This window comes from Nonomuraea sp. K271, from assembly GCF_009908215.1.
Taxonomy (GTDB): Bacteria; Actinomycetota; Actinomycetes; order Streptosporangiales; family Streptosporangiaceae; genus Nonomuraea; species Nonomuraea longispora.
Genome location: NZ_JAAAHR010000209.1, coordinates 1 through 15597 on the forward strand (window position 1 = coordinate 1; position 15597 = coordinate 15597).

Annotated in this window: 13 protein-coding genes; all 13 read right to left on the bottom strand. The window is 69.8% G+C overall.

Annotated elements, in window-relative coordinates:
- On the bottom strand, window positions 1-690 hold a 690-nt coding region (locus GUY59_RS41800), incomplete at its 3' end, for an FAD-binding protein (protein ID WP_161714987.1).
- Window positions 691-785: 95 nt separating this feature from the next.
- The gene (araA, locus tag GUY59_RS41805) at window positions 786-2240 is read right to left on the bottom strand and encodes an L-arabinose isomerase (RefSeq protein WP_138202050.1); all 1455 of its coding nucleotides are present in this window, start codon (window positions 2238-2240) and stop codon (window positions 786-788) included.
- A complete protein-coding gene (locus tag GUY59_RS41810; protein ID WP_236668032.1) occupies window positions 2237-2950 on the bottom strand; it encodes an L-ribulose-5-phosphate 4-epimerase in 714 nt (237 codons plus the stop codon). Before GUY59_RS41810 ends, araA begins: the two co-directional genes overlap by 4 nt.
- A complete protein-coding gene (araB, locus tag GUY59_RS41815; protein WP_212746221.1) occupies window positions 2947-4566 on the bottom strand; it encodes a ribulokinase in 1620 nt (539 codons plus the stop codon). Before araB ends, GUY59_RS41810 begins: the two co-directional genes overlap by 4 nt.
- 56 nt (window positions 4567-4622) lie before the next feature.
- Complete coding sequence (locus GUY59_RS41820; protein ID WP_442939080.1) at window positions 4623-5636, bottom strand: LacI family DNA-binding transcriptional regulator; 1014 nt, start codon at window positions 5634-5636, stop codon at window positions 4623-4625.
- 34 nt (window positions 5637-5670) lie between these two features.
- Window positions 5671-6930 carry a multiple monosaccharide ABC transporter permease gene (gene mmsB / locus GUY59_RS41825; protein WP_201761985.1) on the bottom strand — a complete coding sequence of 420 codons (1260 nt, stop codon included), beginning with the start codon at window positions 6928-6930 and terminating at the stop codon, window positions 5671-5673.
- Window positions 6927-8465 (bottom strand): multiple monosaccharide ABC transporter ATP-binding protein, encoded by a 1539-nt coding sequence (gene mmsA / locus GUY59_RS41830; protein ID WP_138202052.1) that lies wholly within the window; start codon window positions 8463-8465, stop codon window positions 6927-6929. Before mmsA ends, mmsB begins: the two co-directional genes overlap by 4 nt.
- Window positions 8466-8526: 61 nt before the next feature.
- Window positions 8527-9645, bottom strand: coding sequence for a multiple monosaccharide ABC transporter substrate-binding protein (gene chvE, locus GUY59_RS41835; protein WP_138202053.1), 1119 nt, complete (start codon window positions 9643-9645; stop codon window positions 8527-8529).
- 195 nt (window positions 9646-9840) lie between these two features.
- Window positions 9841-10875, bottom strand: coding sequence for a galactofuranose ABC transporter, permease protein YjfF (yjfF, locus tag GUY59_RS41840; RefSeq protein ID WP_236668033.1), 1035 nt, complete (start codon window positions 10873-10875; stop codon window positions 9841-9843).
- Window positions 10872-11912 carry an ABC transporter permease gene (locus GUY59_RS41845; RefSeq protein WP_138202055.1) on the bottom strand — a complete coding sequence of 347 codons (1041 nt, stop codon included), beginning with the start codon at window positions 11910-11912 and terminating at the stop codon, window positions 10872-10874. Before GUY59_RS41845 ends, yjfF begins: the two co-directional genes overlap by 4 nt.
- On the bottom strand, window positions 11909-13420 hold the full coding sequence (locus GUY59_RS41850; RefSeq protein ID WP_138202056.1) for a sugar ABC transporter ATP-binding protein: 1512 nt from the start codon (window positions 13418-13420) through the stop codon (window positions 11909-11911). Before GUY59_RS41850 ends, GUY59_RS41845 begins: the two co-directional genes overlap by 4 nt.
- A 53-nt stretch (window positions 13421-13473) precedes the next feature.
- On the bottom strand, window positions 13474-14475 hold the full coding sequence (locus GUY59_RS41855) for an ABC transporter substrate-binding protein (RefSeq protein WP_212746219.1): 1002 nt from the start codon (window positions 14473-14475) through the stop codon (window positions 13474-13476).
- Between the two features lie 336 nt (window positions 14476-14811).
- Window positions 14812-15597, bottom strand: a 786-nt coding sequence (locus tag GUY59_RS41860; protein ID WP_330849289.1) for a metallophosphoesterase, incomplete at its 5' end; no start/stop codon positions are given.

The following is a 15597-nucleotide window of genomic DNA, read 5'->3' on the forward strand; positions in this document are numbered from 1 at the left end:
GGTGGCGTACCAGTCGGCATTGGTCAGCTCGTCGGCGCGCTTCAGCCAGACGCGGGTGTCGCGCCAGTCGGTGAAGAGGCTGACGCTGTAGCCGTTCGACATGATCGCGTCGAAGTCGCCGAGCGCGTCCGCGGGCAGCCCTTCGCGTACGTACTGGCGCAGCTCGAAGGCGGGCACCAGGTCGAGCGTGAGCGACGTGACGACGCCGAGCGCGCCCAGCGCCACCACCGCGCCGGGGAAGTCGGCGTCGCCGCGGGAGAGCGTCAGCAGCGAGCCGTCGGCGGTGACGAGGTCGAGCGAGGACACGGCGGCGGCCAGGCTGGGGATGCCCTCCCCCGAGCCGTGGGTGCCGGTCGCGACCGAGCCCGCGACCGAGATGTGGGGCAGCGAGGCCATGTTCGCCAGCGCGAACCCCGCCTCGTGCAGCACGGGCGCGAGCCGCGCGTACGTCATGCGCGCCGGCACCCTGGCGGTGGCCGCCGCGCGGTCGATCTCCACGGCGTCGGGCATACGGTCCAGGACCACGAGGTCGCCGGTGGCGTCGGCGACCTTGTTGAACGAATGAGCGCTGCCCAGCGCCCGCACGTGGGCGCCGGAGGCGACGAGCCGCTGGAGCTCCTCGAGGGAGGTGGGATGGTGCACGTTTCGAGCGCGGAAGGCGGTGTTGCCCGCCCAGTTGGTCAGCGTCACGGCCCTCACCTTGCCACAGCCGTTCGTGGTCGATCTCGCCGGGGCGGGCCCGGGAGCGCGAGCGGCGCCCGCGCCCCGGGCCCTTGGTCCGGCGGTCAGAACCCCTGGGCCAGGCGGTAGTACGCCTGGTTCCAGCGCAGTTCCTTGGCGAACCGCTCGGTCGTCGTCCCCGCGTCGATGACCACGAGTTCGACGCCGAGCATGTCGGCCAGGTCGGTCAGCTCGTCGCGGCCGACGGCCGTGGACAACACCGTGTGGTGGGGTGCGCCCGCGGTGAGCCACGACTCCGTGGACGTGCGCAGGTCGGGGCGGGGACGCCACACCGCGCGGGCCACGGGCAGCCGGGGCAGCGGCTGCGGCGGGGCCACGACGTCGATCTCGTTGGCGACCAGCCGGAACCGCTCGCCCATGTCGGCCAGGCCGACCACGATGCCGGGGCCGGGCTCGGCGTCGAAGACGAGCCTGACCGGGTCCTGCCTGCCGCCGATGCTCAGCGGGTGGATCTCGCACGACGGGGTGCCGGCGGCGATCGACGGGCAGACCTCCAGCATGTGCGCGCCCAGGATCAGCTCCTCGCCGGGCGTCAGATCGTAGGTGTAGTCCTCCATGAACGAGGTGCCACCGGGCGACATGGCCTTGAGGGTGCGCAGCAGCACCGACGTCTTCCAGTCGCCCTCGCCGCCGAAACCGTAGCCGTCGGCCATGAGCCGCTGCACCGCCAGGCCCGGAAGCTGGCGCAGGCCACCGAGGTCCTCGAAGTTCGTGGTGAACGCCTTGAAGCCGCCGGCCTCCAGGAAACCGCGCAGGCCCAGCTCGATCCTCGCCGCGTACCGCAGCGACTCGTGACGCTCGCCGAGCAGCTCAGGTGCGACGGCGTACTGCTCGGCGTACTCCTTGGCCAGCGCCGTCACGTCCGCGTCGGCGGCGGCGTCCACGGCCTCGACCAGGTCGTTGACGCCGTAGGTGTTGACGGAGACGCCGAACCTCAGCTGCGCCTCCACCTTGTCACCCTCGGTGACGGCCACGTCTCGCATGTTGTCGCCGAAGCGCGCCAGCTTCAGCGTGCGCACCTCGGCCAGGCCGCGGGCGGCGCGTACCCAGGTGAGGATGCGCCCGGCCACGGACGGGTCGCTGACGTGCCCGGCCACGGTCTTACGCGCCACGCCCAGGCGGGTCTGCACGTGACCGAACTCCCGGTCGCCGTGCGCGGCCTGGTTGAGGTTCATGAAGTCCATGTCGATGGAGCTCCACGGCAGCTCGACGTCGGCCTGCGTGTGCAGGTGCAGCAGCGGCTTGCGCAGCGCGTCGAGCCCGGCGATCCACATCTTGGCAGGCGAGAACGTGTGCATCCACGCGATCACGCCCCCGCACGAGTCGTCGGCGTTGGCGTCGAGCATGACGCGCCGGATCTCCGCCGCGTCCGTGAGCACCGGCTTCCACTCCACCGGCATGGGCAACTGCTCGGCGATCCGCCGCGACTGCTCGGCCACCTGGCGCAGCGTGTCCTCACCGTAAAGTCCCTGGCTGCCGGTCAGAAACCAGATGTTCAACGCGGGCTCCTCTGTCCGTAGACGTTCTGGTAGCGGTCGTAGAGGCGGTCGATGTCGTCCTGCGGGATGGGCAGCGGCTCGCCGAGCTGCCTGGCCACGTGGACGGTACGGGCCACGTCCTCGCACATCACGGCCGCCTTCACCGCGGCCCTGGGATCCTTGCCGATGCTGAACACCCCGTGGTTCCGCATGAGCACGGCCTTCGACCGGTGGCCCTTGAGCGTCTCCACGATGCCCCGGCCGATCGAGTCGTCGCCGATCAGGGCGAACGGGCCCAGCGGGATCTCCCCGCCGAACTCGTCGGCCATCGCGGTCAGCACGCACGGGATGGCCTCTCCGCGCGCGGCCCACGCCGAGGCGTACGTGGAGTGGGTGTGCACGACGCCGCCCACGTCGGGCATGTTGCGGTAGACGTACGCGTGCGCGGCGGTGTCGCTGGACGGCGCATGCGCACCCTCGACGAGATCGCCGTCGAGGTCGCACACGACCATGTTCGCGGCGCTCAGCTCGTCGTAGGAGACGCCGGACGGCTTGATGACGAACAGGTCCTCGCCCGGGATCCGCGCCGACACGTTCCCCGCCGTCCACGCCACCAGGTTGTACCGCACGAGTTCGGCGTGCAGGTCCGCCACGGTGGCGATGGTCCTGCTCCGCTCGGCGGCCCGGTCGCCGGGCGCCGCCGTCTCCCGCTGCGCTTCCTCGCGGCTCATGGGTGCGCCTCGTTCCTGATGGCGCGCAGGGTGTGCAGCATGTGTCCGTCTCCGAAGAAGTCGTGGAGCCTGCGGTATTCGGCGTAGAGCCGGTCGTAGGCGTCGGCGCGGGCCTGGTCGGGCACGTACGCGGCCTCCGTGCGCTTGCCCATGGCCGCGGCCGCCTCCTCTATGGAGGGGTAGGCGCCGGCGGCGACGGCGGCGTGGATGGCGGAGCCGAGCGCGGGCCCCTGGTCGGAGCCGATCGCCGAGAGGGGGCGGCGCAGCACGTCGGCGTACACCTGCATGAGGAAGGGGTTCTTCAGCAGGCCGCCGGCGACGACGAACTCCTCGACCGGCACGCCGGACTTCGCGAACGTCTCCACGATCATGCGGGCGCCGTACGCGGTGGACTCGATGAGGGCGCGGTAGACGTCCTCCGGCCTGGTGGCGAGCGTCTGGCCGACGATCACCCCGGAGAGGTTGTGGTCCACGAGCACCGAGCGGTTGCCGCCGAACCAGTCGAGCGCGACGAGTCCGTGCTGCCCCACGGCCTGCTTCTCGGCGAGCGACGTGAGCTGTTCGTGCCCGTCCGCGCCGAAGGAGTCGACGAACCAGGCGAAGATGTCGCCGACCGCGGACTGCCCGGCCTCGTAGCCCCACAGGCCGGGCACGATGCCGTCCTGGACGACGCCGCACATGCCGGGCACCTCGGCGAGCTGGTCGCTGGGCATGATGTGGCAGGTCGAGGTGCCCATGATGGCCACCATCTGTCCGGGCCGTACGGCGTCCGCGGCGGCCGCGGTGACGTGGGCGTCCACGTTGCCGACGGCCACGGCGGCGCCCTCGGGCAGCCCGGTCCATCCGGCGGCCGGCGCGGTCAGCCGGCCGGCCAGGCCCCCGAGCGGGGCCAGCGTGACGCCGCCGGCCCGGTCACCGACCTGCCCCGTGGCGAGTTTGGCGGCGAACCCGGCGAAGCGGGGGTCGAGCGCGGCGAGGAACTCCTCCGACGGGTAGCGCCCGTCCTGGAAGACGCCCTTGTAGCCGGCGGTGCAGATGTTGCGGCTCTCGACGCCGGTGAGCTGCCAGATGATCCAGTCGGCGGCCTCGATCCAGCGCTCTGCCCTGGCGTACACGTCGGGTGCCTCTTCGAGGACCTGCAGGGCCTTGGCGAACTCCCACTCTGAGGAGATCCTGCCGCCGTAGCGCGGCAGCCAGCTCTCGCCCCGGTGCGCGGCGAGGTCGTTGATCCGGTCGGCGTGCGGCTGTGCGGCGTGGTGTTTCCAGAGTTTGGGCCAGGCGTGCGGCTCGGCGGGCGTCTCGGAGCACAGCGGCGTGCCGTCGGCGGTGGTGGGCAGCACGGTACAGGCGGTGAAGTCGGTGCCGATGCCGATCACCTGCTCGGGCGCGACGCCCGCGGCGGCGACCGCCTCGGGGACGGCGGTCCTGAGCACGTCGATCCAGTCCTGCGGCGACTGCAGGGCCCAGTCGGGGCCGAGCCGTACGCCGGAGCCGGGCAGTTCCGTCTCGATGACGTGGTGGGTGTACTCGTGGACGGCGCTGCCCAGTTCGGCGCCGTCGTGCACGCGGACGACGACGGCACGCCCTGAGAGGGTGCCGAAGTCCACTCCGACCACGTAGGTGTTAGCGTTCACATGGGACTCCAGGGGTTATCCGGGGGCATCCCCATCATCTACCGAGTTGGGGCGGTGCTCGACCTCACGACGAAGACGGGGCGTACGACCAGGCGCTCGTACGCGGTGGGACCGGTGTCGATCTGCCGCAGCAGCACCTCGATGCAGTGCCGGCCCACCACGCCGAAGTCCTGCCTGACCGTGGTGAGAGGCGGCGAGAAGAACTCCGACTCGGGGATGTCGTCGAAGCCCACCACGCTGATCTGGTCGGGGACGCGCACTCCCGCCTCGCTGAGGGCGCGCAGCACGCCGAGCGCCATCTGGTCGTTGGCCGCGAAGACGGCCGTGACGCCGTCCATCCGGGCCAGGCTCTTGCCCGCCTCGTAGCCGGCGCGCGGGCTCCAGTCGCCGGCCAGCGGCCCGGGCACGTCCCGGCCGGCCTCCTCCAGCGCGGCACGCCAGCCGCGGACCCGGCCCTCGGACTCCAGCCAGTCGGGCGGGCCGCTGACGTGCCACACGGTCTCGTGCCCCAGCCGCAACAGGTGCCGCGTGGCGAGCCTGGCGCCCTCGACCTGGTCGATGCACACCACCGCGACGTCCGCGTCATGCGTGCCCTCGACCGCCACCGCCGGCATGCCGGACGGCAGGTTCTCCAGGGCTCGCGCGGCCGAGCGCTGCGGGGCGACCACCACCACGCCGTCGACACCCTGCTCGGCGAGGTAGTCGATGGCGTCGCGCACGCCGGCCGCGTCGATCGACTTCAGGCTGACGATGCTGACGAAGTAGCCGGCGCTCCTGGCCGCCTGCTCGATGCCGTACATCGTGCTGGCCGGGCCGTACAGCGTGGTGTCGAAGCTCACCACGCCGAGCGTCCTCGACCGTTTGGTGACCAGGGCGCGGGCGACCAGGTTGCGCCGGTAGCCCAGCCGGATGATCGCCTCCTCCACGCGGGCGCGGGTGTCGGCCCGGACGTTCGGGTGGTCGTTGAGCACCCGGGAGACCGTCTGGTGCGACACGCCCGCCTCCTTGGCCACGTCGGCCATGACCGGCAGACGGCGCTTGGGGGTCGTCACGGTCTCTCCTTTCACTCGGCCGGACAGGTCGCTGCTAACGCGCGGCGCCCGCCCTGCGCTTGGTCCACACGTCGAAGGCCACCGCGGCGAGGAGGACGGCGCCCTTCACGAGCATGACCCGCTCGCTCGGCGAGCCGATCAGGGACATGCCGTTGTTGATGACGGCCATGATGAGGCCGCCGGTGATCGCGCCGACGATCTTACCGACGCCTCCCTGCACGGCCGCCCCGCCGATGAACGCCGCCGCGATGGCGTCCAGCTCGAAGGCGTTGCCCGCGGTGGGACCCGCCTGGTTGAGCCGGCCGGCGAAGATGATCCCGGCGACGGCCGACAGCACGCCCATGTTCACAAAAATCCAGAAGACCACCGACTTGACGCGTACGCCGGACATGACCGCCGCCTGGAGGTTGCCGCCGATGGCGTAGACCTGCCGGCCGAACACCGTCCTGTTGGCCATCAGCGAGTACGCCAGCACGAGCACGGCCAGCAGGACCAGCACCCATGGCAGGTTGTTGAACCGGGCCAGCTGCACGACGAGGAAGAGGATCAGCGCGGCGCCGGCCGCCATCTTCAGCACGAACACCGCCATCGGGTCGACCACCTGCCCGTACCCCTGGCGGGCGGTGCGGGAGCGCCACTGGGCGGCGACCATGCCGGCGACGGCGGCGATGGCGACCAGCAGGCTGAACAGGTCGGCGCCGCCGAGCGCGCCGAGGCCGATGTTGCCGAGATAGCCGCTGGTGAAGCCGTTGGCGAGGGTGCGGACCTGGTCGGGGAACGGGCCGATGCCCTGGTTGCCGAGCACGGTCAGGGTCAGCGCCCGGAACAGCAGCATGCCGGCCAGCGTCACGATGAACGCCGGGATGCCGAAGTAGGCGATCCAATACCCCTGCCAGGCCCCGATGAGGGCTCCGGCCAGCAGTGTGATCAGCAGGGCCAGCGGCCAGGGCACGCTCATGTTGACCATGAGCACCGCGGCCAGCCCGCCCGTGACCGCGACCACCGAGCCGACGGACAGGTCGATGTGCCCGGCGATGATGACAAGGATCATGCCGATGGCGAGGATCAGCACGTACGAGTTCTGGACGATGATGTTCGAGATGTTCTGCGGCGTGAGCAGGGCGCCGTCGGTCAGCACCGAGAACAGCGCCACGATCAGCGCGAAGGCGATGTAGATGCCGCTCGACCGCAGGTTCAGCGAAAGTCCGCCGAGCGACACCCGGCCCGGCCGCCGGGGCGGTCCTCCGTCGCCCTTGCCGCCGACCTCCACGTCGGCGGGCGTGATGCTGCTCATGTGAGCTGCTCCTGTCCCTTGGTCATGAGGTGCATGAGGCGTTCCTGCGTGGCGTCCCGGCGCGGCACCTCGCCCGTGACGCGCCCCTCGGAGAGGGTGTAGATGCGGTCGCACAGGCCCAGCAGCTCAGGCAGCTCCGAGGAGATCACGAGCACGGCCCTGCCCTGGTCGGCCAGGCGGTTGATGATCGTGTAGATCTCGTACTTGGCGCCGACGTCGATGCCGCGGGTGGGCTCGTCGAGGATGAGCACGTCGGGCTCGGTGAGGATCCACTTGGAGAGCACGACCTTCTGCTGGTTGCCGCCGCTCAGCTGGCCGACGACGCTCGACACGCTGGGCGCCTTGATGTTCATGCTCTTGTGGAACTCCTCGGCGACGCGATATTCCCGCATCTCGTCGACCCAGCCGCGCTTCGACATCCCGGGCAGCCCGGCGGCGCTGATGTTGCGTTTGACGTCCTCGATCAGGTTGAGCCCGTACCTCTTCCGGTCCTCGGTGGCGTAGGCGATGCCGTGCCGGATGGCGTCCTGGACGTTGCGGACCTCGATCGGCTTGCCGTCCTTGAAGATCCTGCCGGTGATGTGCACGCCGTACGTCCGCCCGAAGACGCTCATCGCGAGCTCCGTGCGGCCCGCGCCCATCAGACCGGCCAGGCCGACGATCTCGCCGCGGCGCAGCGAGAGCGCGGCGCCGTCGACCACCTTTCTGTCGGGCTGGTTGGGGCTGTACACCGTCCAGTCCTCGATGCGCAGCACCTCGTCGCCGATCGCCGGCTCGTGCGGCGGGAACCGGTTGTCGAGCGCGCGGCCGACCATGCCGGAGATGATGCGGTCCTCCGTGACCTGGTCGGCCCGCATGTCCAGGGTCTCGATCGTGCGGCCGTCGCGGACGATCGTGACGGAGTCGGCGATCGCGGTCACCTCGTTGAGCTTGTGGGAGATGATCACGCAGGTGATGCCCTCGTCGCGCAGGCCGCGCAGCAGGTCGAGGAGGTGCGCGGAGTCGTCGTCGTTGAGCGCGGCGGTGGGCTCGTCGAGGATGAGCAGTCTCACCTCCTTCGCCAGCGCCTTGGCGATCTCGACGAGCTGCTGCTTGCCCACGCCGATGTCGGCGATCGCCGTCGTCGGGTTCTCCCTCAGCCCGACCCGCTTCATCAGCGTGGCGGCCTCGTAGTTGGTGCGGTTCCAGTCGATCAGGCCGCGCCTGGCACGCTCGTTGCCGAGGAAGATGTTCTCGGCGATCGACAGCTGCGGGCTGAGCGCCAGCTCCTGGTGGATGATGACGATGCCGGCGCGCTCGCTGTCGCGGATGCCGCCGAACTCGCACCTCCGTCCCTCGAAGGTGATCTCACCCTCGTAGTCGCCGTGCGGGTAGACGCCCGACAGCACCTTCATCAGCGTCGACTTGCCGGCGCCATTCTCGCCGCAGACGGCGTGGATCTCGCCCCGCCGTACGGACAGGTTGACGTCCTGCAGCGCCTTGACGCCGGGGAACGTCTTCGTGATCCCGCTCATCCGCAAGATTTGCTCGGTCATGATTCCTCGCTCACAGGCCGGAAGGCCCCGGGCACCCGGACGGCCCCCGGGGCGCCGGGGCCTACTTGAGCTGGTCCTCGGTGTAGTAGTCGCTGCCGACGATGACGTCCTTGTAGTTGCCCTTGTCCACGATCACCGGTTCGAGCAGGTACGAGGGCACGACCTTGTTGCCGTTGTCGTAGTCCTTGGTGTTGTTCACCTCGGGCTTGCCGCCCTTGAGCACGGCGTCGGCCATCTTCACGGTCTGCGCGGCGAGCTCGCGGGTGTCCTTGAAGATGGTGGAGTACTGCTCGTCGGCGATGATCGACTTGACCGACGCGAGCTCGGCGTCCTGGCCGGTCACGACCGGGTAGGCCTGGTCGCCGCGGCCGTAGCCGGAGCTCTTGAGCGCCGACAGGATGCCGATCGACAGGCCGTCGTACGGCGAGAGCACGCCGTCGACCTTGGTGCCGCCGGTGTAGGTCTTGGTGAGGATGTCCTCCATGCGCTTCTGCGCGGTGGCCGGGTCCCAGCGCAGGATCGCGGCGGTCTTGAAGTCGGTCTGGCCGCTCTTGACGACGAGCGTGCCGTCGTCGATCTTCGGCTGGAGCACGGACATGGCGCCGTTCCAGAAGAACGTGGCGTTGTTGTCGTCGGGCGAGCCGCCGAACAGCTCGACGTTGAACGGGCCCTTCTCGCCGTCCTCCACGCCGAGCCCCTTGAGCAGCGAGGTCGCCTGCTGCACGCCGACCTTGTAGTTGTCGAACGTGGCGTAGTAGTCGACGTTGGGGCTGTTGCGGATCAGCCGGTCATAGGCGATGACCGGGATCTTGTTGTCGGCGGCCTGCTGGAGTTGGCTCGTGAGCGCGGTGCCGTCGATCGAGGCGACGATCAGCAGTTTGGCGCCCTTGGTGATCTGGTTCTCGATCTGGTTGGCCTGCGTGGGGATGTCGTTCTCCGCGTACTGCAGGTCGACCTTGTATCCGAGCTTCTCGAGCTGCGCCTTGACGTTGTCGCCGTCGTGGATCCAGCGTTCCGACGATTTGGTGGGCATCGTGACGCCGATGAGGGCGCCGGCGTTGCCCGCCGCGGCGGAGGCGGAGGCCTCGGCGTCGATGGTCTTCACGCTCGACCCGCAGCCCGTCATGGTCACGGCGAGCGCGATGGCGGACACCACGCCCCCGATCCGTCCCAACCTCATGTCATCTCCTCGCGAAGGGGGTCACGGCAGCGCTGGACGCCCCGGCTGCCGATGGAGCGGTGATTCTGTTCACGGAACGTGATGAAGAAGGTCTGATCTCGCGGTCACCACCGCCCGATTGTTATCGTTAACAAACGGCTTGTCAACGGTCCCTCATAACCGGCCGGTAACGTTCCTACATGGTCTCCTCGCAGGTCAGCGGCGTGAACGGGCCGAAAAGAGGCGCTGCAGCAGAATGAAGACGAACAACAGCAGGCCGATGAAGATCTTCGTCCACCAGGACGAGAGCGTGCCCTGGAAGCTGATGATCGTCTGGATCAGCCCGAGCACCAGCACGCCGAGCACGGTGCCGAACAGGAAACCGCTGCCGCCCGTCAGCAGCGTGCCGCCGATGACCACCGCCGCGATCGCGTCCAGCTCCATGCCGACCGCGTGCAGGCCGTAGCCGGAGAGCATGTAGAACGACAGCAGCACCCCGCCGAGCGCCGAGCAGAAGCCGCTGATCGTGTAGACCGCGATCTTCGTCCGGCCCACGGGCAGGCCCATCAGCATCGCCGACTGCTCGTTGCCGCCGGTCGCGTAGACCGAGCGGCCCAGCCGCGTGTAGTGCAGCACGTACGCCGCCACGAGCACCACCACGACCGCGATCACCACGCTGGGCGAGATCCACAGGTCGGCGAACAGGTCGATCCTGGTCTGGGCGAACGCCGTGAACGTGGCGTCCTGGATCGGGATAGAGTCGGTCCCGATCGTGTAGCACAGGCCCCGGGCCAGGAACATGCCCGCCAGCGTCACGATGAACGGCTGGATGTCGAAGGCGTGCACGATGTACCCCGTCACCAGCCCCAGCCCCGACCCGATCGCCAGCACCAGCGGGATCACCACGTACGGAGGCCACCCCGGCCCCGCCATCAGACCGGCCGCGACCATGGTCGACAACGCCACCACCGATCCCACCGACAGGTCGATGCCCCCGGTGAGGATCACGAACGTCATCCCCACCGCCACGACCAGCAGGAACGCGTTGTCGATGAAGACGTTGAGCACCACCTGCCCGTGGGCGAACCCCTCATAGCGGATCCCGCCGGCCACGAACATGGCCACGAGCAGGCAGCCGGTCACCAGCACCGGCAGGTACTTCACGGGCACGGCCGCCCGGCCCAGCGTCATCGTGCTCATCGCCTCACTCCGTACGGCGGGCTCGGTCTCCGTCTGCCGCCGCCCGCTCAAGACCGCACTCCGTCCGGCGGCACTTCCTCGCGCACCCGCACCTTCTCCTCGTCCACGGCGGCCGGCGGGGCGGCTCCGCCCCGCCGGCGGAACACCTTTGCGCGGAAGGACGGCGACTGGATGAGGCAGACCGCCGTCACGACCAGCGCCTTGAACAACAACGTCGTCTCCGGCGGCACGCCGATCGAGTAAACGGTGGTGGTCAGCGTCTGGATGATGAGCGCGCCCAGCACGGTGCCGGCCAGCGAGAAGCGGCCGCCCGCCAGCGACGTGCCGCCGATCACGACGGCCAGGATGGCGTCCAGCTCGATCCACAACCCGGCGTTGTTGCCGTCGGCGCTGGAGACGTTCGAGCTGATCATCAGTCCGGCCACGCCCGCGCAGAGCGCCGCGAACGCGTACACCATGACGATGATCCCGCGCGACCTGATGCCGGCCAGCCGGCTCGCCTCGGCGTTGCCGCCGACCGACTCGATGAGCATGCCCAGCGCCAGTCGCCGGGTCAGGAACGCGGTGATCGCCAGCACAGCCAGGACGATCAGCACACCGAACGGCACGGTCAGCCAGTAGCCGCCGCCGATCATCTTGTACGCCTCGTCGTTGACGGTGATGATCTGCCCGCCGGTGATGAGCTGGGCCAGGCCGCGCCCGGCCACCATGAGGATGAGCGTGGCGATGATCGGCTGGATGCCGACGCCCGCGACGAGGAACCCGTTCCACGCGCCCAGCAGCAGGCAGAGCCCGAGCGCCGGCGCCACCGCCGCTGACACGCCGGCGTCCTCGCTGATCCGCAGGCACGCGAGGGCGCCGGAGATCGCCACCACCGAGCCCACCGACAGGTCGATGCCCCCGGTGGCGATGACGAGCGTCATGCCGAGCGCGACCAGGATCAGCGGGGCCCCGAACCGCAGGATGTCGATCAGGCTGCCGTACAGGTGGCCGTCCCTGACCTGGATCGCGAGGAAGCTCGGGGTGAAGAACACGTTGAGCGCCAGCAGCAGCACCAGGACCGCCGCCGGCCAGAGCAGCCGTCTCATGAGGCCCGGCCTCCGCTCGCGATCGTCTCCGTGAGCACGTCCGTGGTCAGCTCGTCGTCGTTGGGCAGCTCGGCCACCAGCCTCCGGTCGCGCAGCACCTCGACCTTGTGGCTGAGCCGCAGCACCTCCTCCAGCTCCGCCGAGATGAACAGCACCGCCATGCCCCCGTCGGACAACTCCGCCACCAGGCGCTGGATCTCGGTCTTCGCGCCGACGTCGATGCCCCGGGTCGGCTCGTCGAGGATGAGCAGGCGCGGCTCCAGGATGAGCCACCTGGCCAGCACCACCTTCTGCTGGTTGCCGCCGCTGAGGTCGCGTACGAGGTGCTCGGGGTCGGGCGGGCTGATCCGCAGCGCCTTGACGTACCTGCCGACCAGCTCGTCCTGCGCGTCCCTCGGCACCGGTCGCGTCCAGCCCCGGGTGGCCTGGAGGGCCAGGATGATGTTCTCCCGCACGGTGAGGTCGGGGATGAGCCCGTCCTCCTTGCGGTTCTCCGAGCAGAACGCGATCTTGTGGTTCATGGCCGCGCGCGGCGTGCGCAACGACGCCGGCGCCCCGCCGACCGCGACCTCGCCCGTGCTCGCGTGGTCCGCACCGAACAACAACCGCGCGATCTCCGTACGGCCGGAGCCGAGCAGACCGGCCAGGCCCACGATCTCGCCCTCGTGGACGGTGAGCGAGAACGGCTCGATGGCGCCGGCCCTGCCGAGCTCGCGCGCCTCGACCAGCGGGCGGTCGAAGACCCGGGCCGCGCCGTGCAGGCGTTCGAGCGCGTCCAGTTCCTGGCCGATCATCTTGGCGACGAGCTGGACCTGGCTGAGCTCGCTGGTCGGCCATTCGCCGACGAGCCGGCCGTTGCGAAGGATCGTCATCCGGTCCGAGATCTCGTAGATCTGGTCGAGGAAGTGGGAGACGAAGAGGATGGCGATGCCCTCCTCCTTGAGCCGCCTCATCACCATGAAGAGCTGCTCGACCTCGCCCGCGTCCAGGCTGGACGTGGGCTCGTCGAGGATCAGCACCCTCGCGTCGACGTCGAGCGCCCGCGCGATCGCCACCATCTGCTGGATCGCCGGCGAGTACGACGACAGCGGCGCCGCCACGTCCAGGCTCAGCTCCAGCCGCGACAGCAGTTCGGCGGCCCTGGCCCGCATGCGTCTCCAGTCGATGCGGCCCAGGCGGCGCGGCTCCCTGCCGATGAGGATGTTCTCGGCGACCGAGAGGTTCGTGCAGAGGTTGACCTCCTGGTAGACCGTGCTGATGCCGGCCTGACGCGCCTCCAGGGGGCTGCCGAACGCCACGCCGGCGCCGTCGAGTTCGATGGTGCCCGTGTCGGCGGGGTACACGCCGGTGAGCACCTTGATCAGCGTGGACTTGCCCGCGCCGTTCTCTCCCATGAGCGCGTGCACCTCTCCGGGTGACAACCGCAGGTCCACGCCGTCCAGGGCTTTGACGCCCGGAAACTGTTTGCCGATCCCGCTCATCGTCAGGACCGGCGCGGGTACGGCCATACGCCCTCCCCCTTCGCAGGTGGGCCAGGGCCGGGGCGGCCCCGGCCGGGCGGTCAGTACTGGCGGGTGGACAGGACCTGCTTGGCCTGCTCCTGGGTGAACGTCGTCTCCTCGGTCACCACGCGGGCGGGCACCTGCTCGCCCTTGACGACCTTCTTGGCCAGGTCCATCAGCTGCGGGCCGAGCAGCGGGGAACACTCGACGATGAAGTTGATCTTCCCGTCGGCGAGCGCCTGCATGCCGTCCTTGACGGCGTCCACGGTGATGATCTTTATGTCCTGGCCGGGAACCTTTCCCGCGCCTTCGATCGCCTCGATCGCCCCGAGGCCCATGTCGTCGTTGTGGGCGTAGAGCACGTCGATGTCCGGGTTCGACTTCAGGAAGGCCTCCATGACCTCTTTGCCCTTGGCCCTCGTGAAGTCACCGGTCTGCGAGGCTATGACCTTGAACTTCGGGTCGGCCCCGATGACCTCCGCGAAGCCCTCCTTGCGGTCGTTCGCGGGCGCCGAGCCGGTCGTGCCCTGCAGCTCGACGATGTTCACCGTGCCGGTGGCGTCCTTGTACTCCTCCACCAGCCACTGGCCGGCCTTCCTGCCCTCCTCGATGAAGTCCGAGCCGAGGAAGGTCTTGTAGAGGGTCGTGTCCTTCGAGTCCACCGCGCGGTCGGTCAGGATGACCGGGATCTTCGCGTTCTGGGCCTCCTTGAGCACCGTGTCCCAGCCCGACTCCACCACCGGGGAGAAGGCGATGACGTCCACCCTCTGCTGGACGAAGGAGCGGATGGCCTTGATCTGGTTCTCCTGCTTCTGCTGGGCGTCGGAGAACTTGAGCGTGATGCCCGCCTTCGCGGCGGATTCCTGCACGGACTTCGTGTTGGCGGTGCGCCATCCGCTCTCCGCGCCGACCTGGGAGAAGCCCATGGTGATCGAGTCGTCTCCGCCGCCGGAGCCGCCGCCGTCACTGCCACTCTCGCTGCCGCTGCCGCTGCTGCCGCACGCCGCCACCGCCATCGCGGTGAGCCCGGCGAGCACCAGCGCCGAGATCCTCTTCAACACGTGGGAGTCCCTTCCTATGTGAGCGCTAACACCCCGGTACGGCCGCCAGCGCCTCCTGCTTTCCCGCCGGTCACCTTCTCCTGCCTGACACGCCGCGAGCCGGCGGACGCGAGTTCCGCCGCCACGCTCCTTTGCCGATCTGGCCCCGACTGTGAACGTTAACAACGGGTGTCGTCAAGGGCCCTCCGGATTACGGTCGGGTCACGTGCGCCCGCCCTTGACGGGGTTCGCGGACCTGGCGTGCGACTTCTCCCCTACGACGTCCCGGCGCGCTCGGCGACGTCCGGCCGGCGGAACGCCGAGCCGTGGGGGAGGGCGGCGCCGCCCTCCCCACGATCAGGGCACGACGCGGTAGTGCGTGGTCATCCGGCCGTCGTCGTCGAGCACGTGGAACGCGAGCGCCGGCGGCAGGTCGTAGTCGATGCAGTTGCCGAGCGTCGTGCCTCCCTCCCACGGGAGCCGCACCGTGGACACGACGCCGGGCGCGACCAGGAGCGGCCGGCCGGCGAACGTGGTGGCGGCCGGCGTGTGGGCGTGGCCGGTCAGCACGGCCGGCACGGCCGCGCGGCCGGCGAGCAACGCCTCCAGGCACTGTGGCCGGTGCAGCCTGATCGCGTCCAGCGGCGGGCTGTGCAGCGTCACCGGCGGATGGTGGAACGCCACGAACACCGGCAGGTCGGCGCCCTCCAGCACCCCTTCGAGCCAGGCGATCGTCTCCTCCTCCAGCCGCCCGGCGTTCTCACCGGGAATGGACGAGTCGCACATGGCGTAGATCGCGCGGGAGGTGCGCCGCACCTGGTTGACGGGCCCCGGCCGGGGCTCGGGCTCGCCGAGCAGGACCCGGCGGTACTCCGCCCGCACGTCGTGGTTCCCCGGACAGGTCAGTACGACGTGACGCGAGGTGAGCACCCTCCGCGCCCGCTCGTACTCCTCGGCCAGCCCGTGGTCGGCGATGTCGCCGGTCACCAGCACCGCGTCCAGGTCGTCTTGGGGCAGCGCGTCCAGGTAACGCATGACCCTGTCGGCGCGGGCGACGGCGTCGGGAGTGGCGCCGATGTGGATGTCGCTCAGATGGGCGATCACGATCATGAACGCGGTTCCTTCCTGGGGGCAGGGCGGGGC

Excerpts from the sequence above, each read along its gene's own strand:
- chvE (WP_138202053.1), bottom strand. The coding sequence starts at position 9,645 with ATGAGGTTGGGACGGATCGGGGGCGTGGTGTCCGCCATCGCGCTCGCC.
- mmsB (WP_201761985.1), bottom strand. The coding sequence starts at position 6,930 with ATGAGCAGCATCACGCCCGCCGACGTGGAGGTCGGCGGCAAGGGCGAC.
- GUY59_RS41845 (WP_138202055.1), bottom strand. The coding sequence starts at position 11,912 with ATGAGACGGCTGCTCTGGCCGGCGGCGGTCCTGGTGCTGCTGCTGGCG.
- GUY59_RS41850 (WP_138202056.1), bottom strand. The coding sequence starts at position 13,420 with ATGGCCGTACCCGCGCCGGTCCTGACGATGAGCGGGATCGGCAAACAG.
- GUY59_RS41810 (WP_236668032.1), bottom strand. The coding sequence starts at position 2,950 with ATGAGCCGCGAGGAAGCGCAGCGGGAGACGGCGGCGCCCGGCGACCGG.
- mmsA (WP_138202052.1), bottom strand. The coding sequence starts at position 8,465 with ATGACCGAGCAAATCTTGCGGATGAGCGGGATCACGAAGACGTTCCCC.